The 25,404-nt window shown below is 66.6% G+C and carries 23 protein-coding genes; 17 read left to right on the forward strand and 6 right to left on the reverse strand.

Annotation, left to right across the window (positions count from 1 at the left end):
- Positions 1–376 precede the first annotated feature (376 nt).
- Entirely contained in the window at positions 377–1,351 is a 975-nt protein-coding gene (locus AC4QBL_RS13790; RefSeq protein ID WP_492131595.1) for a porin, read from the reverse strand.
- A gap of 361 nt (positions 1,352–1,712) precedes the next feature.
- Between AC4QBL_RS13790 and coq7 the strand changes: the two genes are divergently transcribed.
- Entirely contained in the window at positions 1,713–2,363 is a 651-nt protein-coding gene (gene coq7 / locus AC4QBL_RS13795) for a 2-polyprenyl-3-methyl-6-methoxy-1,4-benzoquinone monooxygenase (protein ID WP_472900238.1), read from the forward strand.
- Between the two features lie 79 nt (positions 2,364–2,442).
- Here the strand turns inward: coq7 and AC4QBL_RS13800 are convergent, their stop codons facing one another.
- Positions 2,443–2,892, reverse strand: coding sequence for an OsmC family protein (locus AC4QBL_RS13800; protein ID WP_472900237.1), 450 nt, complete (start codon positions 2,890–2,892; stop codon positions 2,443–2,445).
- A gap of 233 nt (positions 2,893–3,125) precedes the next feature.
- On the opposite strand from AC4QBL_RS13800, the gene ilvA reads away from it, so the two are divergent.
- Both ilvA and AC4QBL_RS13810 read left to right on the forward strand, forming a co-directional pair.
- A complete protein-coding gene (gene ilvA, locus AC4QBL_RS13805) occupies positions 3,126–4,736 on the forward strand; it encodes a threonine ammonia-lyase, biosynthetic (protein ID WP_472907628.1) in 1,611 nt (536 codons plus the stop codon).
- A 15-nt stretch (positions 4,737–4,751) separates the two neighbouring features.
- Entirely contained in the window at positions 4,752–5,852 is a 1,101-nt protein-coding gene (locus AC4QBL_RS13810) for a nicotinate-nucleotide--dimethylbenzimidazole phosphoribosyltransferase (protein ID WP_472907627.1), read from the forward strand.
- Between the two features lie 19 nt (positions 5,853–5,871).
- On the opposite strand, the gene AC4QBL_RS13815 is transcribed toward AC4QBL_RS13810, so the two are convergent.
- Positions 5,872–6,384: a type II secretion system protein N gene (locus AC4QBL_RS13815; protein ID WP_472907626.1), complete on the reverse strand. Its 513-nt coding sequence runs from the start codon at positions 6,382–6,384 to the stop codon at positions 5,872–5,874.
- A gap of 93 nt (positions 6,385–6,477) precedes the next feature.
- Here AC4QBL_RS13815 and gspG point away from each other — a divergent pair, with 93 nt between their 5' ends.
- The 14 genes from gspG to AC4QBL_RS13885 all read left to right on the forward strand — a co-directional run bounded on the left by gspG (position 6,478) and on the right by AC4QBL_RS13885 (position 22,091).
- Entirely contained in the window at positions 6,478–6,948 is a 471-nt protein-coding gene (gspG, locus tag AC4QBL_RS13820) for a type II secretion system major pseudopilin GspG (protein WP_472907625.1), read from the forward strand.
- A gap of 312 nt (positions 6,949–7,260) precedes the next feature.
- A complete protein-coding gene (locus tag AC4QBL_RS13825; RefSeq protein ID WP_492131666.1) occupies positions 7,261–7,674 on the forward strand; it encodes a type II secretion system protein GspH in 414 nt (137 codons plus the stop codon).
- A gap of 4 nt (positions 7,675–7,678) precedes the next feature.
- On the forward strand, positions 7,679–8,044 hold the full coding sequence (gene gspI / locus AC4QBL_RS13830) for a type II secretion system minor pseudopilin GspI (RefSeq protein ID WP_472900231.1): 366 nt from the start codon (positions 7,679–7,681) through the stop codon (positions 8,042–8,044).
- A complete protein-coding gene (locus AC4QBL_RS13835) occupies positions 8,044–8,922 on the forward strand; it encodes a PulJ/GspJ family protein (protein ID WP_472900230.1) in 879 nt (292 codons plus the stop codon). Before gspI ends, AC4QBL_RS13835 begins: the two co-directional genes overlap by 1 nt.
- The gene (gspK, locus tag AC4QBL_RS13840; protein ID WP_472907623.1) at positions 8,919–9,917 is read left to right on the forward strand and encodes a type II secretion system minor pseudopilin GspK; all 999 of its coding nucleotides are present in this window, start codon (positions 8,919–8,921) and stop codon (positions 9,915–9,917) included. The genes AC4QBL_RS13835 and gspK overlap by 4 nt, the downstream gene beginning before the upstream one ends.
- 94 nt (positions 9,918–10,011) lie before the next feature.
- The gene (gene gspL / locus AC4QBL_RS13845) at positions 10,012–11,292 is read left to right on the forward strand and encodes a type II secretion system protein GspL (RefSeq protein ID WP_472900228.1); all 1,281 of its coding nucleotides are present in this window, start codon (positions 10,012–10,014) and stop codon (positions 11,290–11,292) included.
- Between the two features lie 3 nt (positions 11,293–11,295).
- Positions 11,296–11,826 carry a type II secretion system protein M gene (locus tag AC4QBL_RS13850; RefSeq protein WP_304839561.1) on the forward strand — a complete coding sequence of 177 codons (531 nt, stop codon included), beginning with the start codon at positions 11,296–11,298 and terminating at the stop codon, positions 11,824–11,826.
- Between the two features lie 3 nt (positions 11,827–11,829).
- On the forward strand, positions 11,830–12,624 hold the full coding sequence (gspN, locus tag AC4QBL_RS13855) for a type II secretion system protein N (RefSeq protein ID WP_304839563.1): 795 nt from the start codon (positions 11,830–11,832) through the stop codon (positions 12,622–12,624).
- Between the two features lie 152 nt (positions 12,625–12,776).
- Positions 12,777–14,939, forward strand: a complete 2,163-nt coding sequence (gene gspD, locus AC4QBL_RS13860; RefSeq protein WP_304839566.1) for a type II secretion system secretin GspD — start codon at positions 12,777–12,779, stop codon at positions 14,937–14,939.
- Between the two features lie 10 nt (positions 14,940–14,949).
- The gene (gspE, locus tag AC4QBL_RS13865; protein ID WP_472900227.1) at positions 14,950–16,392 is read left to right on the forward strand and encodes a type II secretion system ATPase GspE; all 1,443 of its coding nucleotides are present in this window, start codon (positions 14,950–14,952) and stop codon (positions 16,390–16,392) included.
- Between the two features lie 142 nt (positions 16,393–16,534).
- Positions 16,535–17,764: a type II secretion system inner membrane protein GspF gene (gspF, locus tag AC4QBL_RS13870; RefSeq protein WP_472900226.1), complete on the forward strand. Its 1,230-nt coding sequence runs from the start codon at positions 16,535–16,537 to the stop codon at positions 17,762–17,764.
- A gap of 197 nt (positions 17,765–17,961) precedes the next feature.
- On the forward strand, positions 17,962–18,858 hold the full coding sequence (locus tag AC4QBL_RS13875) for a 5'-nucleotidase (protein WP_472900225.1): 897 nt from the start codon (positions 17,962–17,964) through the stop codon (positions 18,856–18,858).
- Between the two features lie 111 nt (positions 18,859–18,969).
- Positions 18,970–20,757: an ABC transporter ATP-binding protein/permease gene (locus tag AC4QBL_RS13880; protein ID WP_472900224.1), complete on the forward strand. Its 1,788-nt coding sequence runs from the start codon at positions 18,970–18,972 to the stop codon at positions 20,755–20,757.
- Between the two features lie 92 nt (positions 20,758–20,849).
- Positions 20,850–22,091 carry an MFS transporter gene (locus AC4QBL_RS13885; RefSeq protein WP_472900223.1) on the forward strand — a complete coding sequence of 414 codons (1,242 nt, stop codon included), beginning with the start codon at positions 20,850–20,852 and terminating at the stop codon, positions 22,089–22,091.
- An 18-nt stretch (positions 22,092–22,109) separates the two neighbouring features.
- Here the strand turns inward: AC4QBL_RS13885 and queC are convergent, their stop codons facing one another.
- Genes queC through flgL form a run of 3 tightly spaced genes read right to left on the reverse strand, consistent with a single transcriptional unit; the run spans position 22,110 to position 25,389 of the window.
- Positions 22,110–22,856: a 7-cyano-7-deazaguanine synthase QueC gene (queC, locus tag AC4QBL_RS13890; RefSeq protein WP_472900222.1), complete on the reverse strand. Its 747-nt coding sequence runs from the start codon at positions 22,854–22,856 to the stop codon at positions 22,110–22,112.
- Positions 22,857–22,882: 26 nt separating this feature from the next.
- Positions 22,883–24,139, reverse strand: a complete 1,257-nt coding sequence (locus AC4QBL_RS13895) for an HDOD domain-containing protein (RefSeq protein ID WP_492131596.1) — start codon at positions 24,137–24,139, stop codon at positions 22,883–22,885.
- 32 nt (positions 24,140–24,171) lie between these two features.
- On the reverse strand, positions 24,172–25,389 hold the full coding sequence (flgL, locus tag AC4QBL_RS13900) for a flagellar hook-associated protein FlgL (RefSeq protein ID WP_472900220.1): 1,218 nt from the start codon (positions 25,387–25,389) through the stop codon (positions 24,172–24,174).
- Positions 25,390–25,404: the final 15 nt, after the last annotated feature.

The following is a 25,404-nucleotide window of genomic DNA, read 5'->3' on the forward strand; positions in this document are numbered from 1 at the left end:
AAATCCTAACCCCGGGAAAACCCGCACCACAGGGTTTCCCCTATAAACCGCGACACAAAGAGGATTTTTGTTGTTTTTTTTGGACGAAATTGACGCCAGACGAACAAAATGAAACGTTTGAGAGGCGCCAAGGAGGTTTTCCATTCGAGCAAGACGTGCGCTCTACGCTGTTACCGGGATCGGCGCCCGCATGGTGCTTGCTTTTTTTTTGGCGGGCGGCAGGCTTGACCACCCGAAGTCTGACACGCCCGGGGTATTCAGCTGACACTCAAGACCGGCACCGAGATCAGCGAACCCATGAAAAAAACCCCTGCCGCATTGCTGCTGCAAGGGTTTTCGAATTTCAGAGCGTCAGCTGGTCAAGCCAGCCTCACGATCAGAAGTTGTGGCGAATGCCCAAACCAAAGTTGTTCACGTTGGAAGCGTTTTTCACAGCACCAGCGGCATTGGGTTTGTCGCTACCGCCGTCGCGCAGGAACGCCACATAGGCCGTGGTGCGCTTGCTCAAAGCGTATTTGCCTTCGATCAAGAGGTCGGTATCTTTGTACTCGGTGTCACGAGCGATGTCCAAAGTCAGAGCCACTGGGCCCATGTTGGTGGAGCCACCGATCGAGAAACCCTCGGCTGGGCCAACGGGATTGATGTAAGCGCCAGCAACTTTAAAGGCACCGAAGTTGTACGAAGCACCCACGTGCTTGCTTCCAGCTGCAGCCTCTTCGTTCTTGTTCCAGTTGGCAGCAATGCTCAAAGGACCTGCGGCGTAGCGCACAGAGATGTCGTTGGTGGCCTTGTCAGCCAAACGGTCACCCTTGAGCACATGAGCGTACTGAACGGTCACGCCGCCGAACGAAGGCGAGGTGTACATCAGCATGTCGTTGTAACGAATGCCGTTCAGCACGGCGCCGAACTGGTTTACCACGACAGAGTAGTTGGCCGTGCCGGTCAGTTCCCAAGCCGCAGCGGTGTACAAAGCAGGGTTCAGGCGACGACCCAGCGAAGCCTCACCGAAACCACCACCCAGCGTCAGGTAAGCACCGCGGGAGAAATTTGGCGAAGCAGCGGCTGGATTGCGTGCAACAGCGGCGGCAGATGCGCCAGAGGAACCATCAGCCAGGCTCAGGCCTTGTTCGAAGTTGAAGCCAGCCTTCAGGCCACCGCCCAGGTCTTCAGTACCGCGCACGCCCCAACGGCTGGTGCCATTGTTCATGGTGCCAGCGCTGGTGAAGGCCGTGGAAGAACCGGTGGACTTGGCGATCGAAGCGTCAGCCACGCCGTACAGGGTCACGGAAGATTGTGCAAAGGCGGCGCTGGTGGCAGCCACGGCGGCCAGAGCAATCAGGGTCTTTTTCATTGAGAATTTCTCCAAGGTTGTAAAAAGAGAGGCCGCGGGTCTGTGCCCTTGAACCAACCTCCGTTTCGGAAGCTGAAGCAATTGCAACAGAATGGGCCGAGCTGCACCACGGCGAGCGGCACCACCGGGCGCAATATTTGGGTAAACCCTAGGTTTTTTGTTGCAACCGAACTACAAACAAGCCACTTGATCTGACACAACACACGGCGACAAGAAAGCATCGACAGCGCGCGCACGCCGTGAGCCAGCCATGAGGGCGCGAGCGGCATGGCAAGATGACCGCTGTGACGCGCGCCATGGTTTGCAGGCTTAACGTGGCCTGCACCGACCCGACCGCTAGACAACACCGAGGAGCCCCACCATGCGAATGGACCCCCTGCTGACCGCGGCCGACGCCGCTTTGAGAACGCTTTTTGTGCCGGCCCGCGCTTCGCGCGACTGCCCGACCGTGCCTGAGAGGCCCAATGAGGCTTTGAGCGACGACGAGCGGCGGCTTTCGGGTGCGCTGATGCGGGTGAACCATGTGGGCGAGGTGTGTGCGCAGGCGCTTTACACGGCGCAAGCCTTGGCGGCGCGCAGCCCCGGCGGCGGCAAGGCGCCCAACCGGGCGCTGGCGGCGCAGCTGGAGGCGGCTGGCCGCGAAGAAACCGACCACCTGGCCTGGACGAAGGCACGGCTGGACGAGCTGGGCGCGCGGCCTTCGCTGCTGAACCCGCTGTGGTACGCCGGGGCTTTTGGGCTGGGCCTGCTGGCTGGGCGCATGGGGCCGGGGGTGAGCCTGGGTTTTGTGGTGGAAACGGAGCGCCAGGTGGAAGCGCACCTGGCCAGCCACATGGACCGGCTGCCGCCGGGGGACCAGGCTTCGCGCGCCATCGTGGCGCAAATGAAGGACGACGAAGCCCGCCACGCACGGGAGGCGCAACACGCCGGCGCGGTGGAGCTGCCGGCGCCGGTGCGGGGCTTGATGCGGGCGGCCGCCAAGGTGATGACGACGGTGGCGCACCGGGTGTGAAGCGGGGCGGCCACCCTGCCGGCGCGCCAAACCTTCAGCGCGCTCAGGCCGAGTGGGGATGGGGCACAGCCCCCGGCCGTCAGGCTTCGATCAGCTCAAAACCGGTGGTGATGTCGGCGGTTTTGCCCAGCATGATGCTGGCTGAGCAGTATTTTTCGTGGCTCATGGCAATGGCACGCTCGACCGCTGTGGCGGGAATGCCTTTGCCGGTGACGGTGAAGTGCATGTGGATTTTGGTGAAGACTTTGGGGTCGACCTCGGCGCGCTCGGTGGTGAGCTTGACGCTGCAGCCGCGCACGTCGTGCCGGCCGCGCTTCAAAATGAGCACCACGTCGTAGGCGGTGCAGCCACCGGTGCCGGCGAGCACGGTTTCCATGGGGCGGGGGGCCAGGTTGGCACCGCCGTTTTCAGGCTTGGCGGCGTCGGGGGCGCCGTCCATGGTGAGCACGTGGCCGCTGCCGGTTTCGGCCACAAAGCCCATGTGGGAGCGGGTACCGGCGGCGCCGGTCCAGGTGACGGTGCATTCCATGAGGGGTTCCAAGCGTGAAATAAGTAGCGAACTTTGGGTAAGCTCTCTAAAAGATAGCAAAAGCCAGCCCAACTTTGTTGCATTGCAGCACGTGCGCTGTATACTGGCGCCATTGTATTTAAGGTTGTCTCCTCTACCCTCCACGGGTGGATTTAAGCCCGGACCGGTTCTGCCAGTCCGGGTTTTTTTTGGCCGTTTTTGGGTCTGGATATGATCAGAACAGAGGAATCACCATGCCCGTTCGACCCAAAAAGACCGCTCCCCACGCCGAATTGCCACTCGCGTCACCCGTCACGGCGCTGACCCCGGCCGACTATTTGAAGAAAATTTTGACCGCCCGGGTGTACGACGTGGCGGTGGAGTCGGCGCTGGAGCCAGCCAAAAACCTGAGCCGGCGGCTGAACAACACGGTGCTGCTCAAGCGCGAAGACCAGCAGCCGGTGTTCAGCTTCAAGCTGCGCGGGGCTTACAACAAGATGGCGCACCTGACGCCGCAGCAGCTGAAAAAGGGCGTGATTTGCGCGTCGGCCGGCAACCACGCGCAGGGCGTGGCGCTGGGTGCGAGCAAGCTGGGCACGCGCGCGGTGATTGTGATGCCGACCACCACGCCCCAGGTGAAGGTGGACGCGGTGGTGGCGCTGGGTGGTGACGTGGTGCTGCACGGCGACAGCTATTCAGACGCCTACACCCACGCGGTGGCGCTGCAGAAAAAGCAGGGGCTGACGTTTGTGCACCCGTTTGACGACCCGGACGTGATTGCGGGCCAGGGCACGATTGCCATGGAAATTTTGCGGCAGCTGCAAAGCCTGGGCTCGGACCACCTGGACGCGGTGTTTGTGGCCATTGGCGGCGGCGGGCTGATTTCGGGTGTGGCCAACTACATCAAGGCGGTGCGCCCAGAGATCAAGGTGATCGGGGTGCAGACCACGGACTCGGATGCGATGCTGCGGTCGGTGAAAGCGGGAGAGCGCGTAACGCTGCCCGACGTGGGCCTGTTTGCCGACGGCACCGCAGTGAAGCTGGTGGGCGAAGAAACCTTTCGCATTGCCAGCGGCCTGGTAGACGAGTACATGGTGGTGGACACCGATGCGGTGTGCGCGGCCATCAAGGACGTGTTTGTGGACACGCGCAGCATTGTGGAGCCGTCGGGCGCGCTGGCGGTGGCGGCCATCAAGCAGTATGTGGCCCAGCACAAAACCAAGGGCCAGACCTACGCCGCCATTTTGTGTGGCGCCAACATGAACTTTGACCGGCTGCGCTTTGTGGCCGAGCGCGCCGAGGTGGGCGAAGAGCGCGAGGCGCTGTTTGCGGTGACGATTCCTGAAGAGCGCGGCAGTTTTCGGCGCTTTTGCGAGCTGATTGGCACCCTGCCGGGCACGCCACGCAACGTGACCGAGTTCAACTACCGCGTGCACGACGCGGCCAAGGCGCATGTGTTTGTGGGGCTGACCACGCAGGGCAAGGGCGAGTCGCGCAAAATTGCGGGCCACCTGGGCAAGCAGGGGTTTGACACCCTGGACCTGACGCACGACGACCTGGCGCAAGAGCACATTCGGCACATGGTGGGCGGGCATTCGCCGTTGGCGCACGACGAGCGCTTGCTGCGTTTTGTATTTCCCGAGCGGCCCGGTGCCTTGCTGAAGTTTTTGAGCCTGATGCGCCCGGGCTGGAACATCAGCCTGTTTCATTACCGCAACCAGGGCGCTGACTACGGCCGTATTTTGGTGGGCTTGCAGGTGCCGCCGAAAGACGACAAGGCTTTTGCCAAATTTCTGGACACGCTGGGCTACCCCTACGTGGAAGAAACGCAGAACCCGGTGTACCGTCTGTTTCTCAAAAGTTAACGCTAGGCGCACCGCATGGCTGTCGATTCTGTTTTTGAGCCCATCAACGGTCCGCGCAAAGCCGTGTTGCCCGCGGGCCTGCGGCTGCCTGCGGTGCTGCCCACGGCCGACGCGGCGCTGGACGCAGCGGTGACCCAGCGGCTGGCGCTGCAAGGCTTTCCCGAGCACGCGCTGGGGCGGCTGGAGACCTTGGTGTTGCAGCTCGCGCGCATTCAGAGCGCCAGCGCGCAGAGCTTTGACTTGCTGGTCTTTGACTCGCCGCAGGTGGTGGTGTTTGCCGCCGACCATGGCATTGCCGACGAGGGGGTGTCGGCCTTTGCGCTGGAGGTGACGCAGCAGCGCGTGGTGCACATGCTGCAAGGGCAGGCGCCGGTGAATGCGCTGGCGGCCCTGCATGGTTTTGACGTGACCGTGGTGGACGCTGGGCTGGCTTCGCACGCGGTTGTGCCCGAAGACGCTGCGCGGCGGGTACCGCTGGTGGTGCGCAAAATTGGACACGGCACACGCAACATGGTGCTGAGCGCGGCAATGTCCATCACGCAGGCCATGGCCGCCCTGCACGCGGGCATGGACGTGGTGAAACACCTGCCTGGCAATGTGCTGGCGCTGGGCGATGTGGGCGTGGGCAGCACGTCGTGCGCGGCGCTGCTGCTGTCGCGTTTGTGTGGCGTGCCGCTGGCCGATGCCTGCGGGCGCGACCACCACCAGGAAGGTGGCTTGACCAACGCCCAGTTGCAAAACAAGCTGGAAAAGCTGTTTTTAGCGGCCTCGCGCCACCGCAAGGCCGTGACCCCGCTGGACGCTTTGGCGGCGATGGGTGGCTTTGAGATTGCCATGATGGTGGGCGCCATGCTGCAGGCCGCCAGCGAGCGCCGCGTGGTGCTGGTGGACGGCTTTGTGGCCAGCGCTGCGGCGCTGGTGGCGCGCGGCTTGTGCCCGGCGGTGGCCGATTACCTGGTGTTTGGGCACCGCTCGGCCGAGCCGGGGCACCGGCTGCTGCTGATTCACCTGCAAGCCCAGCCGCTGCTGGACATGGAATTGCGCGTGGGCCAGGCCTCGGGCGCCCTGCTGGCCTGGCCGCTGCTGCAAGCCGCGCAGAGCCTGCTGGAACACTGAGCGGCTGAGCGTCTTTTGCTCAGGGTGAGGTGGGAATTTCAGGCAAAGACAGTTCAACCGTGGCAGGCCCTTGCAGCGCAGGGCCCAGGCGCACGGTGTTGCGGCTGACGGACTGCAGCACCAGGCCACCGTCCAGCACGGCACCCACGCGGTAGGGCCGGGGCGGCTGGCCATCCAGGCCGATCAACGCCGCGCCCTGGGCCGCACCCACCGAGACCACGCCCAACAAGACGTAGCGACTCGGCACGGGCACAGGCGCCTGCGCCACATCGGCAACCGCCACCACCGGCAAAAAGCCCAATGCACGGGCCACCACGGCGGGGTCTGCCACGGGCAAGGCCAGGGGTGCAGCCGCCACGGGCGTGACCGGCGTGCGGCCCATGGCCAGCAACACCCAATACCCTGCACTCAAACCCGCAGCAAGCCACAGCGCACCCGCGGCCACAGCGGGCCAGGGCCGACGCGTGGCCGAGGCGCTGGCATGGCCGTCACCGGGGTAAACGGAATGGCTGAAAGAGGACGCCTTGGTCATATGGCCGCATTATGATGGACGGTGAAGCCCAAGCGCCCAGGAACATCTTGGCCTTGTTGACCTTGGACAACGCGCCATCTCAGGGAAATTGACATGAACCACACCGACACCCTCACCCCCTGCCCTGCCAGCCTGCAGGCCCGTTTTGGGCGCTCGCTGCAGCGGGGTTTCACGCTCATTGAACTCATGGTGGTGCTGGTCATCATTGGCGTGCTGGCAGCCCTGATCGTGCCCAATGTGCTCGACCGCGCCGACGACGCCCGCGTGACCGCCGCCAAAACGGACGTGAACAACCTGATGCAAGCGCTGAAACTGTACCGCCTGGACAACCAGCGCTACCCCACCAGCGAACAAGGCTTGAACGCGCTGGTGACCAAGCCCTCGGCCAGCCCCGTGCCGCCCAACTGGCGCCCCTACCTGGAAAAGCTGCCAGCCGATCCATGGAGCCGCCCTTACCAATACTTGAACCCTGGCGTGCATGGCGAGGTGGATGTGTTGTCGCTCGGTGCGGACGGCCAGCCCGGCGGTGAAGGCCGCGATGCCGACCTGGGCAGCTGGCAGTGACACGACACCCCCCTGCGCAGCTTCGCTTCGCCTTGCAGGCCGCAACACCGCCGGAGGCGGTGTTTCTTCGGGCTGTCCAAGTCTGCGCAGGCAGACCTGGAGCCGCGGCCCTCAGCCCCCCAGGGGGACGGTGCCTTTGGACCGGCGGAGCCGGATCTTCGGCACCCGCTGGGCGAAGGTATGTCTTGCGCGGGGCGCTACTGACTCAGACCCGTTGTGCAGAACTCCCCGGCTCATCGGCGGAGGTTTGAATTGCCATCCACCTTGTCACCCACCTACCGTCCACAGTGGGGCTTTACCCTGCTGGAGCTGATGGTGGTGGTGGCCATTGTGGCGCTGGCCACCGCCGGCGCCACGTTGGCGCTGCGCGACAGCAGCGCCACACAGCTGGAGCGCGAAGGGCTGCGTCTGTCGGCGATGCTGGAGTCGGCCCGCGCGCAGTCGCGCACCAGTGGCGTACCGGTGGTGTGGCGCCAGCGGCCAGACGGTTTTGAATTTGTGGGCGTGAAGCCCAAACGCGTGGCCCAAGACTCTCTGGCAGAACCCCGCAGCTGGCTGAGCCCCGAAACCCGCGCCGAGGTGACGCTACCAACCGGCGCCCAGGTGCTGGTGCTCGGCCCCGAGCCGCTCATTGCGGCGCAGCGGCTGGTGTTGCTGCAAGGCGACCGGCAACTGACGCTGGCCACAGACGGCCTGTCGCCCTTTGCCGTGGTGCCCACGCCATGAACCCATGAAACAGCGCGGCTTCACGTTGGTCGAGATTTTGGTGGCGCTCGCTGTGGTGGCCATCACCTTGTCGGCCGGGCTGCAGGCCACGGGCGCCCTGACGCGGGCCGCCACCCGCCAGAGCGACCAGTGGCTGGCCCAGCTGTGTGCCGAAAACGAGTTGACGCGGTTGCGCCTGTCACGCCAGCTGCCAGGGGTGGGCGACAGCACGGTGGCGTGCGAGCAGACCGGGCAAACGCTGCAGGTGCGGCTGTCGGTGCTGCCCACGCCCAACCCGAACTTTCGCCGCATCGACGCGGTGGTGACGGCGCCGGTGGATGGCGTGGCGGTGCAGCTGCTGACGCTGTCCACCGTGCTGGGGCGGTATTGATGGCGCCCCCCCGCAGCGCCACGCGCTACCCCCTCAAGGGGGCAACGCCTGCGGTCTGGCAAAGCCAGTCCCGCGGCGTACTGGGCTCGGGCATTTCACGCCGGTCAAAGGACCTTTTGGGGCCTGCTTCACGACAACGCGGCTTCACGCTGATCGAGCTGCTGGTGGCGATCACGATCATGTCGATGCTGGCGCTGCTGAGCTGGCGTTCGCTGGACGGCATGACGCGCACCCAGACCCTGACCCAGCAGCGGGCCGACGAGCTGCTGCGCCTGCAGGCGGGGCTGGGCCAATGGGGTGCTGATCTGGACGCGGTGGTGGAAACCGGTGAGGTGAGCGCCTTGGAATTCAACGGCCAGGTGCTGCGCATGACGCGGCGCGACAGCGCCGAAGCGGGCTTGCAGAGCCCGGGCTTGCGGGTGGTGGCCTGGGCGCGGCACACGCCAGACCAGCGTTCGGACCCAGCGGCCGTTGGGTCGGCAGGCAACGCCAGCGCGGGCTTGGCCCAATGGGTGCGCTGGCAGTCGCCCCCGCTGGTGCGGCGCGACGAGCTGGCACGCGCCTGGCAGCGGGCCGCCGAATGGGGCAGTGGCGGGCGCCTGTCCACCAACGGCGGCGCTGGCGGCGGCAACGACACCGCCGTCGCGCTCTTTGGCATTGACCAGTGGCAGCTGTTTTACCACCGCGGCGAAACCTGGGCCAACCCGCAGTCGTCGGTGGGCACGGAGGCCACCGGCGGCGAGGTGGCGGGCACCACAACGACCACCGAGCTGCCCAATGGCGTGCGGCTGGTGTTGACGCTGTCCGCAGGGCAAAGCCTGTCGGGCCAGTTGGTGCGCGACTGGGTGCGCCCCACGCTGCAGGCGGGCCGGCCATGAGCGGCACACGCAGGCCACAACCCAGCGCTGTGCAGCGCCAGCGCGGTGCAGCGCTGTTGCTGGCCATGCTGGTGGTGACGCTGGTGGCCACGCTGGCTTCGGCTGCGCTGTGGCAGCAATGGCGCGCCACCGAGGTGGAAACCGCCGAACGCCAGCGCCTGCAGGCGGGCTGGATTCTCACCGGGGCCCTGGACTGGGCGCGCCTGATCTTGCGCGAAGACGCACGCGGCAACATGAACAACAACAACGCCGACCACCTGGGCGAACCCTGGGCCATGCCGCTGGAAGAAGCCCGCCTGTCCAGCTTTTTGGCGGCCGACCGTGAAAACAGCGCCGACGATGTGCTGCAGGCCTTTCTGTCGGGCGAGGTGATCGATATGCAGTCGCGGCTCAACTTCATGAACCTGGTGAATCTGAGCGGCACGGGCGCCGCCACCAAAGCCGAGGTTTCAGAGCCCGACCTGGCCGCTTTCACCCGGCTCTACGAACAGCTGGACCTGCCACTGCCCGAGCTCAACGCGGCGGTGGACGAGCTGCTCAGCACCACCGCGCTGGCCGCCAACGACCCCATGCCCTCGCGCACCGCGCTCAAGCCCCGCAAGCTGGCGCACCTGGGCTGGCTGGGCATTGGGCCGGGGAGCCTGGCGGCACTGGAGCCCCATGTGGCGGTGCTGCCCGAACGCACCACGCTCAACATCAACACCGCCAGCCCGCAGGCCCTTGTGGCCAGCATGCCGCAGCTGGACATGGCGCAGGCGCAGCGCCTGGTGACCGAACGCGAGCGCAGCCCCTTCAAGACCCTGGCCGACGCCAGCCGCCTGTTGCCGGCGCTGGAGAACCAGTTGACGGGAACCCGGCACGGCACCCGGAGCAATTATTTCGAGGTGCGGGGTCGCCTGCGGCTGGACGACGCGGTGATTGAAGAGCGCTCACTGGTGGTGCGCAACAACCTGGATGTGCGCGTGAGATGGCGCGAGCGCATCGCTGGCCAGTAAATAAGCCAGGCCGGCTGCTCCGCCTCAACGCACCACCTCACGGGCTCTCTAGAATGGCACCCAACCGTTTCCCACCCCACCACCGCCCCACCCTGTGCTGATCCTCACCCCATCCGACTTCTCCGTCGCGCCCGCCAGCGGGCCCACGGCCCTGCTCGACTGGGCAACGTCCAGCGACGGCCAGCTGGTGCTGGACCATGGGCACTGCGCAGCCTCGCTGCTGCCACGCGACGACGACGTGGTGCTGGTGCTGCCGCCGCGGGCTGTTTCGTGGCACCGCCTGGCGCTGCCCAAAGTGGCCAACGCCAAGCTGAGGGCCGTGCTGGACGGCTTGCTGGAAGAACGCGTGCTCAGCGACACCAGCGAGCTGCATTACGCCCTGGAGCCGGGTGGCCGTTCGGGGCAGACGGTGTGGGTGGCCGCCTGCAACAAGGCCTGGCTGCAAAGCTGGTTGCAGGCCCTGGAAGCTGCAGGGCGCCCGGTGGCGCGCATCGCCCCCGCGCTGTGGCCGTTGCCGGCGTCGGCGCTGACCACGCCCGACCACCCCGCCTCACCCACCCTGCACTGGGCGCACGACGAAGGCAACCAGGTGTGGCTGGCCAGCGCCAGCCCGCTGGGTGTGATCTGCACCCCCCTGCGCGAAGGCGGCAACAGCACCTTGGGTGATTCGGCCTTTGGCGCGCTGACGGCCGCCACGGGCACCGACCCCTGGGCAGCCGACCCGGACACCACACGCTGGCTCGCCGACCCGGCCGTGGCCTCGCTCGCCGAGCGCACGCTGGACCAGCGCTTTGAACTGGTGCCCCGCGCTGTGTGGCTGCTGCAGTGCGCGCAGTCCGACTGGAACCTGGCCCAGTTTGACCTGAGCCTGTCGTCTGGTGCGCGGCGCGGGCAGCGCTTGAAACAACACCTGCGCCGCTGGCGCAGCGCGCCCGCCTGGCGGCCTGCCCGCTGGGGCCTGGCCGCACTGGTGGCGGTGCAACTGGTGGGCCTGAATGTGGCGGCTTGGGCCGAGCGCAGCAGCCTGGACGCCAAGCAGAGCGCCATGCGCCAGGTGCTGCAACAAGGCTTTCCGCAGGTGGCGCTGGTGCTGGACGCGCCCCTGCAAATGCGCCGCGAACTGACCCGGCTGCAACAAGCCAGCGGCACGCTCTCGGCCGGCGACCTGGAAACCATGCTGAGCGCCATGGCACAGGTGGCCCCTGGCGCCTTGCCTGAGCCCACCGCCATCGGTTTTAGCCCGGGTGAAGGCCGGTTCAGCGGCTGGCGCGCCAGCGAAGACCAGGTGCGCACCCTGCAGCAGAGCCTGGAACAAAACGGCTGGCGAGCCCGCTTTGACGGCAACGAACTGACGCTGCAACCCACCGAGCGCTGAAACATGGCCAAAACCCCGCACACCAACCCCCTGGCCCGCTGGACCGCGCCACTGCAGGCGGCCTACAGCCGCCTCGCACCCCGAGAGCAACGCGCCTTGTCCCTGGCCGCCTGGGTGGTGGGTCTGGGCCTGCTGTGGTGGCTGGCGGTGGCGCCGGCCCTGAACACACTGCGCCTGGCGCCCGAGCGCCACGCCCGCCTGGACGAGCAGCTGGGCCAGATGCGCAGCATGGCCGCCACGGCCGAGAGCCTGCGGGCGCAAAACAGCGCCAGGCCCATGAACCGCGACGACGTATTGCGGGCTTTGGAACAGGCCACGACCGGCCTGGCCGGCACGGCGCAGCTGGCGGTGCTGGGTGACCGCGCCACCCTGACGCTGAACAACACACCGCCCGATGCGCTGGCGCAATGGCTGTCGCAGGTGCGCGTGAACGCCCGGCTGATGCCACTGGAAGCCAAGCTCAACCGAGCCACCGAGCCCGCCGCCTGGAGCGGCACGCTGGTGCTGGGCGGTCCCGGCTTGGGCGGGAGCTGAGGCATGGCAAGCACATGGCCCCAACGCGCCGCCTGGCTGGGCGCACTGGCTGGCCTGGCTTTGGCGCTGTTGCTGTTTGCCCCGGCGCGCTGGCTGGCCCAGGCGCTCAACAGCGCCACCGGCGGCCAGCTGCAGCTGGTCAACCCCAGCGGTACCGTGTGGCAAGGCCAGGCCGACCTGCTGCTGACCGGCGGCGAAGGCAGCCGCAGCGAGTCGGCCCTGCCCCAGGGTGTGCGCTGGCGGCTGAGTCCGCGGCTGGCCTCGGGCGCGCCTGCGGTGGGCTTGCTGCTTTCCGCGCCGTGTTGCACCCCCCAGCCGCTGGCGCTCTTGCTGCTGCCCCGCTGGGGTGGCGCTGAATTGCGCGTGGCAGCGTCCAGCAGCTACTGGCCCGCCGACCTGCTGGTGGGCCTGGGCACCCCCTGGAACACCCTGCACATGGAAGGCCAGCTGGCTCTGCAAACCGAAGGCCTGACCCTGCGCTGGGACCAGGGCCGCACCAACCTGCAAGGCAGCCTGGTGGTGGACGCACAAGATGTGTCTTCGCGCCTGTCGCGCCTGCGCCCTTTGGGCAGCTACCGTTTCGCACTCAAAGCCGCCGCCGATGGTCATACCGCCACACTGGACCTGACCACCGTGAGTGGTGACCTGCTGCTGCAGGGCAGCGGCCAGTGGGTTGGTGGCCGTTTGCGCTTCAAGGGTGACGCCCAGGCTGCCGCCGGACGCGAGGAAGCCCTGACCAACCTGCTCAACATCATGGGGCGGCGCCAGGGCCCGCGCTCGGTGTTCAACATTGGCTGACCGGACCACCAACCGAACGATGGCCCCAGCCTTATGCCCGCAAGACCATGCCCGTCCCGCGCCCGGAACCCCCGGGCGGTGGACCGACTCATTCAACGCAACATTGCGCCACCCCACGGTCTGCGCACTGGCGTCCGCGATAGGATCAAAACATGAACACGAATGACACCTGTGGCAGCACGACGCGCCCCGCACCTGGGCAACGCACGCCACGCAACCGCGCCGCACTGACCGCTGTGGCCCTGAGCACCTGCCTGGCGCTGGGCTTGGGCGTGCTGCCCGCGCCATCGCACGCACAGAGCCGCGCCAGCGAACCGGTGGTGCTGAACTTCGTGGGCGCTGAAATTGAAGCCGTGGCTCGCACCATGGCCACGATCACCGGGCGCAACGTGGTGGTCGATCCGCGCGTGAAAGGCACCATCAACCTGGCGACCGAACGCCCCGTGACGCCCGCTGTTGCGCTCAACCAGTTTGCGGCCGTGCTGCGGCTGCAAGGCTTTTCGCTGGTGGACACGGGTGGGCTGTACAAGATCGTGCCCGAGTCCGATGCCAAGCTGCAAGGCACGGTGGTCAACGCCGGTGCGGTGGCCTCGCTGCCTACCTCCAACCAGGTCGTGACGCAGATATTCCGCCTCAACCACGAGTCGGCCAACAACCTGGTGCCGGTGCTGCGCCCGCTGATCGGGCCCAACAACACCATCAACGTCAACCCGGGCAACAACTCGCTGGTCATCACCGACTACGCCGACAACCTGCAGCGCATTGGTCGCATCATTGCGGCGCTCGACGTTGCCGGCGCCACCGACGTGGAAATCATCCCGCTGCAACACGCGGTGGCGGTGGACATGGTGGCCCTGGTGAGCCGGCTGATTGAATCAGGCGGCGGCGGCGCCGCTGGGCAGGCAGACACGTCGTACAAAACCACGCTGGTGGCCGAGCCGCGCAGCAACAGCCTGGTGCTGCGCGCGGCCAACCCGGCGCGGCTGGCGCTGGTGCGCTCGCTGGTGGCGCGGCTGGACCAGCCCACCTCCCAAAACATGAGCGGCAACATCCATGTGGTGTACCTGAAGAACGCCGACGCCGTGTCGCTGGCGGCCACGCTGCGCGCGGCCATGGCCGGTGAATCGGGCGGGTCGGGCGGCGGCGCTTCTGCCCCTGCCGCCCGCCCGGCCACCGCAGGCAGCCCGGCCACCACGCCGGTGGCGGCCAGTGCGGCGCCGTCCACCGGTGGGCAGATTCAGGCCGACCCGGCCACCAACGCCCTCATCATCACCGCGCCCGAGCCGCAATACCGGCAGCTGCGCGCCGTGATCGACCAGCTCGACACGCGCCGCGCGCAGGTGTATGTGGAGAGCCTGATTGCGGAAGTGAACGCCGATAAGGCGGCCGAGTTTGGCATTCAGTGGCAAGGCCCGATCGGCAAGGCCGGCGACGGCCTGATTGGTCTGCTGGGCACCAACTTTGGCGCTGGCGGCAACAACATCATCAGCCTCGCGGCGGGCGCCCCGGGCACGCTGGCGCCCGGGGCGGGCCTCAACCTGGGCGCCGTCACCCGCACCAACGGGGTGTATGTGCTGGGCTTTCTGGCGCGCTTTCTGCAGCAAAACGGCGAGGGCAACATCTTGTCCACCCCCAACCTGCTGACGCTGGACAACGAAGAAGCCAAGATCGTGATTGGCCAGAACGTGCCGTTTGTGACCGGCCAGTTCACCAACACCGGCAGCAGCGAAGGCTCGGTCAACCCGTTTCAGACCATTGAGCGCAAAGACGTGGGCCTGACACTGCGGGTGAAACCGCAGATCAGCGAAAACGGCACCATCAAGATGACGATCTTCCAGGAGGTCAGCAGCGTGGCGGCGCAGTCCCTCAACTCGTCTGCCGGCCTGATCACCAACAAGCGCACCATCGAATCCACCGTGCTGGTGGACGACGGCGCCATTGTGGTGCTGGGTGGCCTGTTGCAAGACGAGTTCTCGGGCAACGAAGACAAGGTGCCCGGCCTGGGCGATGTGCCGCTGTTTGGCAACCTGTTCAAAAGCGAGAAACGATCACGCAAGAAGACCAACCTGATGGTGTTTTTGCGCCCGGTGGTGCTGCGCGATGCCCGCGAGACCAGCAACCTGACCCTGGACCGCTACGAGCTGATGCGCGCCCTGCAAAAAGACGGCCAACCCAAGCCCAACAGCCTGCTGGGCATCAACGAAGGCCCCGTGATGGCGCCGCAGCGGGCACCGGCGGCGTTGTTGCCTGAACAGCCCGCCGTGGCCACGCCGCTGGCGCCAGCACCCGCACCGGCATCCACACCGCTGCAGTGAGGCCCAGGCTGTGAAATACCCGCTGCCCTACGCCTTCGCCCGCGAACACCACTGGCTGCTGGAAGACGACGGCCAGGCGCTGACCCTGCTGGGTAGCAACTCGCCGGCCGCCGACGCGGCCGCACAAACCCGCCGACTGTCGGCGCTGTCTGAAATTTTGCGCCGCCACGATGTGCGCGACATCCACTGGGAAAACGGCGATACGCTCAAGCAGCGCATCAGCGCCGCTTACGCCCAGGGCGAGTCGAGCGCGGCGGCGGTGGTGAGCGAAGTGCAGAGCGATGTGGACCTGAGCCGCATGATGCAAGACCTGCCGGCTATTGAAGACCTGCTGGAGGCCGCCGACGACGCGCCCATCATCCGCATGCTCAACGCCCTGCTCACGCAGGCCGCGCGCGACGGCGCGAGCGACATCCACATTGAGCCCTACGAACGCCATTCCAGCGTGCGCTTTCGGGTGGACGGCACGCTGCGCGAGGTGGTGCAGCCCAACCGCGCGCTGCACGCCGCGCTCATCTCGCGCCTGAAAATCATGGCCGAGCTGGACATTTCAGAAAAACGCCTGCCGCAAGACGGCCGCATTTCGCTGCGCATTGGCACCCGCGCGGTCGACGTGCGCGTGTCCACCCTGCCCAGCGCCCACGGTGAACGCGCCGTGTTGCGCCTGCTGGACAAAAGCGAAAGCAAGCTGAGCCTGGAGGCCGTGGGCATGCAGGGCGATGTGCTGACGCGTTTTCGCCACCTCATCACGCAGCCCCATGGCATCATTCTGGTGACCGGCCCCACGGGCTCGGGCAAAACCACCACGCTCTACGCCGCGCTGCAGCGCCTGGACGCCAGCGCGCAAAACATCATGACGGTGGAAGACCCGATTGAATACGAGCTGGCCGGCGTGGGCCAGACGCAGGTGAACGCCAAGATCGACCTCACGTTTGCCAAGGCGCTGCGGGCCATCTTGCGGCAAGACCCGGACGTGATCATGATCGGCGAGATCCGCGACTTCGAGACCGCGCAAATCGCCATCCAGGCATCGCTCACCGGCCACTTGGTGCTGGCCACGCTGCACACCAACGACGCCGCCAGCGCCGTGACCCGCCTGGCCGACATGGGCATAGAGCCGTTTTTGCTCTCCAGCTCGCTGCTGGGGGTGCTGGCGCAGCGCCTGGTGCGCAAGCTGTGCACCCACTGCCGCCGCCAGGACGAGCAAGGCCGCTGGCACCCGGTGGGCTGTGCCCACTGCGGCAACACCGGCTACAAGGGCCGCACCGGCATTTACGAACTGCTGGTGGTGGACGATGTCATCCGCCCCCTCATCCACAGCCGCGCCGCCGAAAGCCAGATTTTTGCTGCCGCCCAGGCCAGCGGCCTGCGCTCCATGCGAGAAGACGGCCAGCACCTGATCGATGCCGGCATCACATCACTGGAAGAGGTGATGAGTGTGACCAGAGATTGACCCCCGCGCCGCCTGCGGCGTCACCCCCCAGGGGCGATGCGGTGCGGCCCGGCCAAGCCGGTTCCGCCGCATCCTGCAAGGGGGCACGCGCGCCGGCCTGGTCAGATGTACGCTAGCTCACTTCATACCCCACGCTTGTCACATGCCCGCCTACACCTTCGAAGCCCTGGACGCCCGGGGCGCCACGCAAAAAGGCCTGATCGACGCCGACACCGCCAAGGCCGCGCGCAGCCTGTTGCGGGCTCGCGCGCTGGTGCCCCTGGTGGTGGAGCCGGCCACCTCGGCCGGGGGTGAGCAGCGGGCGCAGGGGCTCAACATCACGCTCTGGGGTGGTGGCGTGTTCAACGCCACCACACTGGCGGTGTGGACCCGGCAACTGGCTGGCCTGGTGGCGGCGGGCTTGCCACTGGAACGCGCCCTGGCCGCGCTGACCGAAGAGGCCGAAGACGACAAGCAGCGCAACCTGATGGCCGACTTGCGGTCTGAGGTGAACGGTGGTTCGCCGTTTGCGCGGGCGCTGGCGCGGCACCCCAAAGAGTTTGCCGATATTTACACCGCCGTGATCGCAGCCGGTGAGCAAAGCGGCCAGCTCGGCACGGTGCTGGAGCGCCTGGCCGACGACCTAGAAACCCGCGAAGCGCTCAAAAACAAACTGATTGCCGCCTCGCTCTACCCCGCCATCGTCACCGTGGTGGCCATCGTCATCGTGGTGTTTTTGGTGGCTTATGTGGTGCCGCAGGTGGCCGGGGTGTTTGCTGGCAGCAAGCGCGCCTTGCCATTTTTGACGGTGGTGATGCTGAACCTGAGCGACTTTGTGCGCAGCTACGGCTGGCTGATGCTGGGCGCGCTGGCACTGGGCACCGGTGCGCTGACCATGGCGCGGCGCAACGCGGGCTTGCGCCTGACCATGGACGCCGCCTGGCTGCGCCTGCCGCTGGTGGGCAAGCTGGCCCGGGGCTACAACGCCGCCCGCTTTGCGGGCACGCTGGCCATGCTGGCGGCGGCGGGGGTGCCCATTTTGCGGTCGCTGCAAACCGCCGCCGAAACCCTGAGCAACCAGGCCATGCGCGCCGACGCGCTGGACGCGCTGGTGCTGGTGCGCGAGGGTGCGCCGCTGGCTTCGGCGCTGAGCAGCAAAAAGCGCTTTCCGCCGCTGGTGGCCATGTTTGCCCGGCTGGGCGAACAAACCGGGCAACTGCCGGCCATGCTCGGCCGTGCCGCGGACCAGCTCAGCGCCGAAGTGCAGCGCCGCGCCATGCACCTGGCCACCATTCTGGAGCCCATGTTGATCGTGGGCATGGGCCTGGTGGTCATGTTGATCGTGCTGGCGGTCTTGATGCCCATCATTCAGCTCAACCAGCTTGTTGGTTGACCCCCCGCGCCGCGCCTAAGGGCGCGTCACCCCCCAGGGGGCGATGCGAGTGGCCCGGCAAAGCCAGTTCCACCGCATCCTGGGTGGGGCACCTCGCGCCGTTGAGATGATGGGTTTTGGATGTTTGCCTGACTCGGCTGAGCCTTCGCATTTGGGCTACGCTTCAGCCTTCTGATTTCTTGCAAAGGCGATTCCCCATGCCTGTCACATTGGATGGTCAACTGGTCGTGGCGATTTCTTCGCGGGCCTTGTTCGACTTTGAAGAAGAGAACCGGCTGTTTGAAACCGGCGACGACCGGGCTTACATGAAGCTGCAGCTGGACCGGCTGGAGCAACCCGCCTTGCCGGGTGTGGCGTTTTCGCTGGTGCGCAAGCTGCTGGCCTTCAACGATGCCGACGCGCAGCGGGTGGAGGTGGTGATTTTGTCGCGCAACGACCCGGTGTCGGGCATGCGGGTGTTTCGTTCGGCGCAGCACTACGGCCTGCCCATTCAGCGCGGCAGCTTCACGCGCGGGCAGCCGCCCTGGCGCTACCTGCGCCCACTGCGCGCCAACCTGTTTTTGAGCACGCATTTGGCCGATGTGCGCGCCGCGCTGGACGCCGCCGTGCCGGCCGCGCAGGTGTACCCGCAGTCGGTGCACGCGAGCGACGCGCACCCGCACGAGGTACGCATTGCTTTTGACGGCGACGCGGTGCTGTTTTCGGACGAGGCCGAGCGCGTGTACCAAGCCGAGGGGCTGAGTGCCTTTCAGGCGCACGAGGCCAGCCACGCCGGCCAGCCGCTGGCTGGTGGCCCGTTCAAGCCGTTGCTGGAAGCCCTGCACCGCCTGCAAACCGAAGGCACCAACAACATGCGCGTGCGCACCGCGCTGGTGACCGCGCGCAGCGCCCCGGCGCACGAGCGCGCCATTCGCACGCTGATGAACTGGGGCATTGACGTGGACGAAGCCATGTTTCTGGGTGGCCTGCCCAAAGGCCCGTTTCTGCGCGAATTTGAACCCGACTTTTTCTTTGACGACCAGACCGGGCACATCGAATCGGCCTCGATGCACGTGCCCTCGGGGCATGTGGCGTCGGGCATTTCCAATGGATGAGATCCCCCGGCTTGCTGGGCAGGCTCCGGGTGGGCCATGCGGTGTGGTCCTGCAACACCCGTTTCAGCGCATCCTTGAAGACACCGATCACGATCTGTTGAGACACCTTCGATGACCCAAGCCCTGTCCAAATTCCAAAGCTTTCGCCTGTTTGCCGGCAAGGTCGGTGCGCTCGCCGCACCCTACTTCAACTCGGAAGAAAAGTGGCGTGCGCGCGCACTGCTGGCGGCGATTGTGGCGCTGAACCTGGCGGCGGTGTACATGCTGGTGCTACTCAACGAATGGAACCGGGTGTTTTACGACGCGCTGCAAAACAAGGACGCGCCGGTGTTCTGGCGCGAGCTGGGGCGCTTCACCTACCTGGCGTTTGGCTTCATCGTGATCGCGGTCTACCGCTTCTATTTGACGCAGCTGCTGGAAATGCGCTGGCGCGCCTGGATGACGGTGCATTACGTCAACCGCTGGCTGGCCAACCAGGCTTTCTACCATCTGGAGCTGGCGCGCTTTACCGGCAACGGCAACGGCGACAAAACGCCCGACAACCCGGACCAGCGCATCGCCGAAGACATGAACCTATTCACCAGCTACTCGGTGAGTCTGTCCATGGGCCTGCTCAACGCGGTGGTCACGCTGGTCAGCTTTGTGGGTATTTTGTGGACGCTCTCGGGCAGTTTTGCCTTCAGCTTCAACGGCGACGAGGTTGTGATTCCCGGCTTCATGGTGTGGATGGCGGTGGTGTACTGCGTGCTCGGCAGCGTCATCACGCACTACATTGGCCGCCCGCTGATTGGCCTGAACTTTCGACAGCAACGGGTTGAGGCCGACTTTCGGCACCACCTGGTGCGGGTGCGCGAATACAGCGAATCCATTGCGCTGGACCGCGGCGAGCCGGTCGAAAAACGCCAGCTGGGCAGCCGCTTTGGCGAGGTGCTGGGCAACTACCTGCAACTCATCCGCGCGCAAAAGCGGCTGACCTGGTTCACGGTGGGCTTTGGGCAAGCTGCTGTGGTGTTTCCGTTCATCGTGGCCGCGCCGCGCTTTTTCAGCGGCGCCATTCAGCTGGGCGAGCTGATGCAAATTGCCTCCGCCTTTGGCCGCGTGCAAGACGCGCTCTCATGGTTTGTGGACAACTACGACCGCCTGGCCACCTGGCGCGCCACCACCGACCGCATCACCAGCTTTGAAGCCAGCTTTCAGGCCCTGCAAGCCAGCGCCCACACCCAGACGGTGGCCACACCCCACACCGAAGACGTGCTGTCGCTGGACGACCTGCACCTGAGCCTGCCCGGCGGCACCGCCCTGCTCGCGGTCAACGGTTTGCAACTCAACCCGGGCGACACGGTGTTGGTCAAAGGCCCGTCGGGCAGCGGCAAGTCCACCCTGTTTCGCGCGCTGGCGGGCATCTGGCCCTGGTCCGTGAGCCGGCTGCGTCCCCCGGTCGACTTTGACGCCCGTGTGATGTTTTTGCCGCAGCGCCCTTACTTCCCCAACGGCGCCCTGCGCCACGCGCTGGCCTACCCGGCCACGCCCGAGCGCTACACCGACGCCGAACTGCAACAAGCCTTGAGCGACGCCCTGCTGCCCCACCTGGCCAGCCAGCTCGACACCGAAGACACCTGGGGACAAAAACTTTCAGGCGGTGAACAGCAGCGTCTGGCCATGGCCCGTGCCTTCTTGAAAAAGCCGCGCTGGCTGTTTGTGGATGAAGCCACCAGCGCCCTGGACGAAACCGCCGAAGCCACGTTGTACGAGCGCCTGAAAACCATGGTGGCGCAGGAAAACGGCGCCCTGGTGTCCATTGCCCACCGGCCCACGGTGGCCGCGTTTCACAACCGGCAATGGACGCTGGAGCCCAATGAAGCTGGCGGCACGCGCTACCGGCTGGTGAACGCGGTGTAACGACCCAGCGCCCGCTGGGCAATTCAGCCCCAGGGGCTCGCCGCTGCGCGCGCCCCCTGCATTCCCCTTCCCCGTCTTCCTGCTTCCCTCCCATGTCCGCTCCCCTCACCACCGACGCGGGTACCACCGCTCTTTCCACTCCGTTGGCCCGCCCGGGCCGCGCCATGCTGGCGCTGGGCATCGGCAGCTTTGCCATTGGCACCGGTGAATTCGTCATCATGGGCCTGCTGCCCGAGGTGGCACAAGACCTGGGGGTCACCATTCCCAAGGCCGGCCATGTGATCAGCGCTTATGCGCTGGGTGTGGTGGTGGGCGCACCGGTGCTGGCCGTGCTCGCCGCCACCTGGGGCCGCCGCGCGCTGCTGGTGGCGCTGATGCTGGTGTTTGCACTGGGCAACTTTGCCAGCGCTGTGGCGCCCGGCTACGCCTGGCTCAACGTGTTGAGGTTCGCGGCCGGCATGCCGCACGGCACCTACTTTGGCGTGGCTGCGCTGGTGGCGGCCGGGCTTGCCGCGCCGGGCCAGCGGGCGCGCGCCATTGGCCTGGTCATGACTGGCCTCACGTTGGCCACCCTGCTGGGCGTGCCGCTGGCGGCCTGGCTGGGGCAGCTGTTTGGCTGGCGTGCCGCCTTTGTGCTGGTGGGCGCCATGGCCTTGCTGGCCGCCGCGCTCATTCACCGCGAAGTGCCCGCCATGGCCGCACCACCCGGCGCCAGCCCGCTGCGCGAGCTGGGTGCGCTGCGCAACAAACAGGTGTGGCTGACACTGGGCATTGGCGCCATTGGCTTTGGCGGCCTGTTTGCGGTGTTCAGCTATGTGAAACCCACCATGATCGAAGTGGCCGGCCTGCCGCTGGCCGGGGTGCCGGTGGTGCTGGCGCTGTTTGGGCTGGGCATGGTGGTGGGCAATGTGTTGGGCTCGCGACTGGCCGACCGCGCCCTCATGCCCACCGTGGGCGGCATGCTGGTGTGGTCCATCGTGGTGCTGGTGGCCTATGTGTTCACCGCCCATAGCGTGGTGCTGGGGTCCATCAATATTTTCCTCATCGGCACCACCGTGGCCATCTGCCCGGCGCTGCAACTGCGGCTGATGGACGTGGCCGGCGAAGCCCAGGTGCTCGCTGCAGCCCTCAACCACTCGGCCTTCAACATGGCCAACGCGCTGGGCGCCTGGGTCGGCGGCCTGGCCATCAGCGCCGGCCTGGGCTGGACGTCCACCGGCTGGGTGGGCGCCTTGCTGGCACTGGCCGGGCTGGGCGTGTTTGCGTGGGCGGTGGTGGACGCTCGCTCGCGGCCTGCTGCGGTGATCAAAGGGCCGGTTCGCGTGATGCCGTAAAGCCGGCGAGTGGGCCAATCAAGGCTGTGTCTCAGAGGGGCTGTACCCCGCCCACCCCCGCGCCCGCAACTCACAAGCCGGGCAACTGCCGCACCCGTAGCCCCAGGCGTGGCGGTGTTCGCGGTCGCCGAGGTAGCAGGTGTGGGTGTGTTCCACGATCAGGTCCACCAGCGCGGGCCCGCCGCCGGGCACGCCCGAGTTGCTGCCCAGTTCGTGCGCCATGCGCCAGGTGTCGGCTTTGTCGATCCACATGAGCGGGGTGTCGATGAGGAAACGGTGGTCCATGCCCAAGCTGAGCGCCACTTGCAGGGCTTTCATGGTGTCGTCGCGGCAGTCGGGGTAGCCTGAAAAGTCGGTTTCGCAAACGCCGGTGACGATGACCTGGATGCCGCGGCGGTAGGCGAGCGCGGCGGCCAGCGTCAAAAACAGCAGGTTGCGCCCGGGCACGAAGGTGTTGGGCAGGCCGCTGCTCTCCATGCGAAAGGCCATGTCGCGGGTGAGCGATGTTTCGCTCACTTTGCCGAGCACGGCGAGGTCGAGCACATGGTCTTCCCCCAGGCGCTCGGCCCAGGAGGGGAATTGCTCGCGCAGCTGGCGCAGCACCACCAGGCGGGCTTGCAGCTCAACGCTGTGGCGCTGGCCGTAGTCAAACCCGATGGTTTCGACGCGCGGGTAGCGGGCCAGGGCGTGGGCGAGGCAGGTGGTGGAGTCTTGCCCGCCTGAAAACAGGACGAGGGCACTGGTGTGGTGGGGCGTGGTGCTCATGGGCGCGATGGTAGCGCCTGACCCGTTCAGAGCAGCCGCTGGGAGCGCTTGCCCGCGTGGTCGCGGCTGGTGGCGAGCATGCGAATGAGGGCGCGGTTGGCGTGTTCAAGCGAGACGTCGTGCTGCTCGCAAATGGCGGGCAGCTGGCGCAGTTTGTCGGGGTCGCCTTGGGCCTGGGCGATGTCGATCAGCGGGAAGTAAGGGCCGTCCTGGCGCATCACGGCGTCCAGCACCCGGCCCGACAAGGGCAGCTTGCCGAGCAACTCGGCCAGGGGTTTCTGCATCAGGCGGTCGAGCTGGGCAAACAGCGCGGTGGTGTAGACCTCGGCACGCAGGTTGTCTTCAGAGCCGGGCTCCAGCAGGTGCTGGGCCAGGCGCGAACGCATGACCATGGCGTAGCGCACGGGGTGCAGTTCGGGGTTGTTGTCGCTGCCGGGCAGCTGGTCGCGCAGCCAGCGTCCCAGGGCGGTGAAGCCGAGCATCATCAGTGCGTGGCGCAGCGAGTCGATTTCGTGGCGCAACCCAAAGGCGGCCGAGTTGACGAGCAGCAGCAGGCGGTACACCAGCACAGGGTCTTGGCGCACCAGGCGCTCCAGGTGTTCGAGCGAGCTTTCGTCGTCAATGGCCTGAAAGATCTGCTCGATCACGCGGGTGTCGCAGGCCAGCGGCTGTTGGCGGTGGGCAAACAGCACGTCTTCGTCGGGCCAGCCCAGCAAACCCCAGGCGCCAACCTGGTCGAGGCAAAGGGCGGCAAGGTGCCGGTCGGCAATGCCTTGGTAGATTTGACCGGGACACAGCGCGGCGGGCATGGGCGCGGCAAAGGGGTTGCCGGATGCTTGCTGGGCATGGGCCCGCAACGCCTTCAAGGTGTCTTCAGGGCTCAGGCTGAGCAGGCTGCGTGCGTCCAGCGGCGCGTTGAACGCGCTGCAGCTGGCCGAGGGGCCGGCGTGGCGCAGCAGCTGGTGGCCGTTGCGCTGGGCCACGGCCAGGCGTGCCAGGCTTTCAGGGGTTTCAAACAAGGCGGCGGGCACTTCCAGCCAGGTGTTGTGCACGGGCGGGCACACCAGCGCCTGCTGCAACAGCGCGGGGGACTCAACCGACAGAATCAGCACCGGGGCGGCGGCAGGCCAGTCGCTGCCCAGCAGCTGCAGCAGGTGCGGGGCGTCCACCGACTCGGGGTGAATGGTGTGCACCCGCAGGCGCACGGCGACCAGCTGGCGGGCGGGGTTCCAGACCGGCTGGTAGCCCAGGGCAATGCTGTCTAAAACGGTGTGGCTCATCATGGCGTGTCAACCCGGTGGCGGGAATGCGGGGGTTAGCCCACGTACTGGAACAGCGACAAGCGCTGCACCTGGGCGTAGGACTTGAGGGCGGCTTCCAGGCCGACTTGCTGGCTCTGAAAGTCTGAAATGCCTTGCACCATGTCCAGGTCTTCCAGGCGCGAGCGCTCGGCCTTGTAGTCCACGGCGCGGTCACCGAGCAAGCCGTCGATGGCGTCGGCGCGGTTGAGCCATTCGCCCGACTGGCTGCGTGCCTGTAGCACACGGTCGTGCCCGGCGTCGAGTTCGGTGAGGGTGCGCGACAGGGTGTGGGTGAGCTGCGTGGTGCCGCTGGTGGCGGTGCTGCGCAGGGCGTCGATGGTGTCTTGCACCACTTTAAAAATGTTGGTGGGGCCGGTGGCGGGGCCCACCTCAATGGTGTCGCCGTCGGCCGGGGTGCCACTCATCTGGAACGACATGCCGTCAAATTCCACCGCCTGGCCGCTTTGGTAGGGCACGTTGGCCAGCTCGAGCACCGGGGGGGCGGTGGTGGTGTTGGTGATGCTGTACTGCATGACGCCGCCGACGTTGGCAAAGCCGACGCTGTAGGTCTGCCCGGTGAGGTCCGAGGGGTTGGTGACCTGGCCCACATCGGTGCGCACACTGCCGGTGTTGCTGGCGGGCAGGCTCAGCGTGAAGCTGCCGTTGCCCTGGGGAATGCGCATCCAGATGGCTTCGCCGTCGAGCGCCTGGGGCAGGCTGTTGTTGCCCGCGGCTTCCTGGCCGCGCAAGCCTTCAAAGCTCACGGCCGAGCCGCCGGCGCTGTACACGTCCACAAACGGCGTGGTCGAGCCACCCAGGCCGCCGAACAGGGTGCGCCCGGCGCTGTCTTTGCGGTTGGCCACCGACAGCATCTGGTCACGCAGGCCTTCGAGCTGGGTGGCCAGGTCGCGGTGTTCCCGCGGGCCATAGGTGCCGTTGCCCGCCGCGACCATGAGGTCGCGCACCTGCTGGATCAGTTCGCCGGACTCGCCCAGCGCGCTTTCGGCCTGGGCCAGGCTGGTGCGAGAAGCTTCCACGGCGCGCAGGTCGGCGGTCACACGGGAGAGCCGGTTTTGCGCCGTTTCAGACAGCACGGCCGACACCGGGTCGTCGCTGGCGCGCTGCACCCGCTTGCCGGTGGAAATGCGTTCTTGCTGCGCATTGAGCTCGCCCTGGCGCTTGACCAGGTTGGAGATCGTGTTGTCGTAGCTGTTGGCGGTGGCGACTCTCATGGGGTTTCCTTACCG

The sequence above is a fragment of the Hydrogenophaga sp. L99 genome, assembly GCF_058731905.1.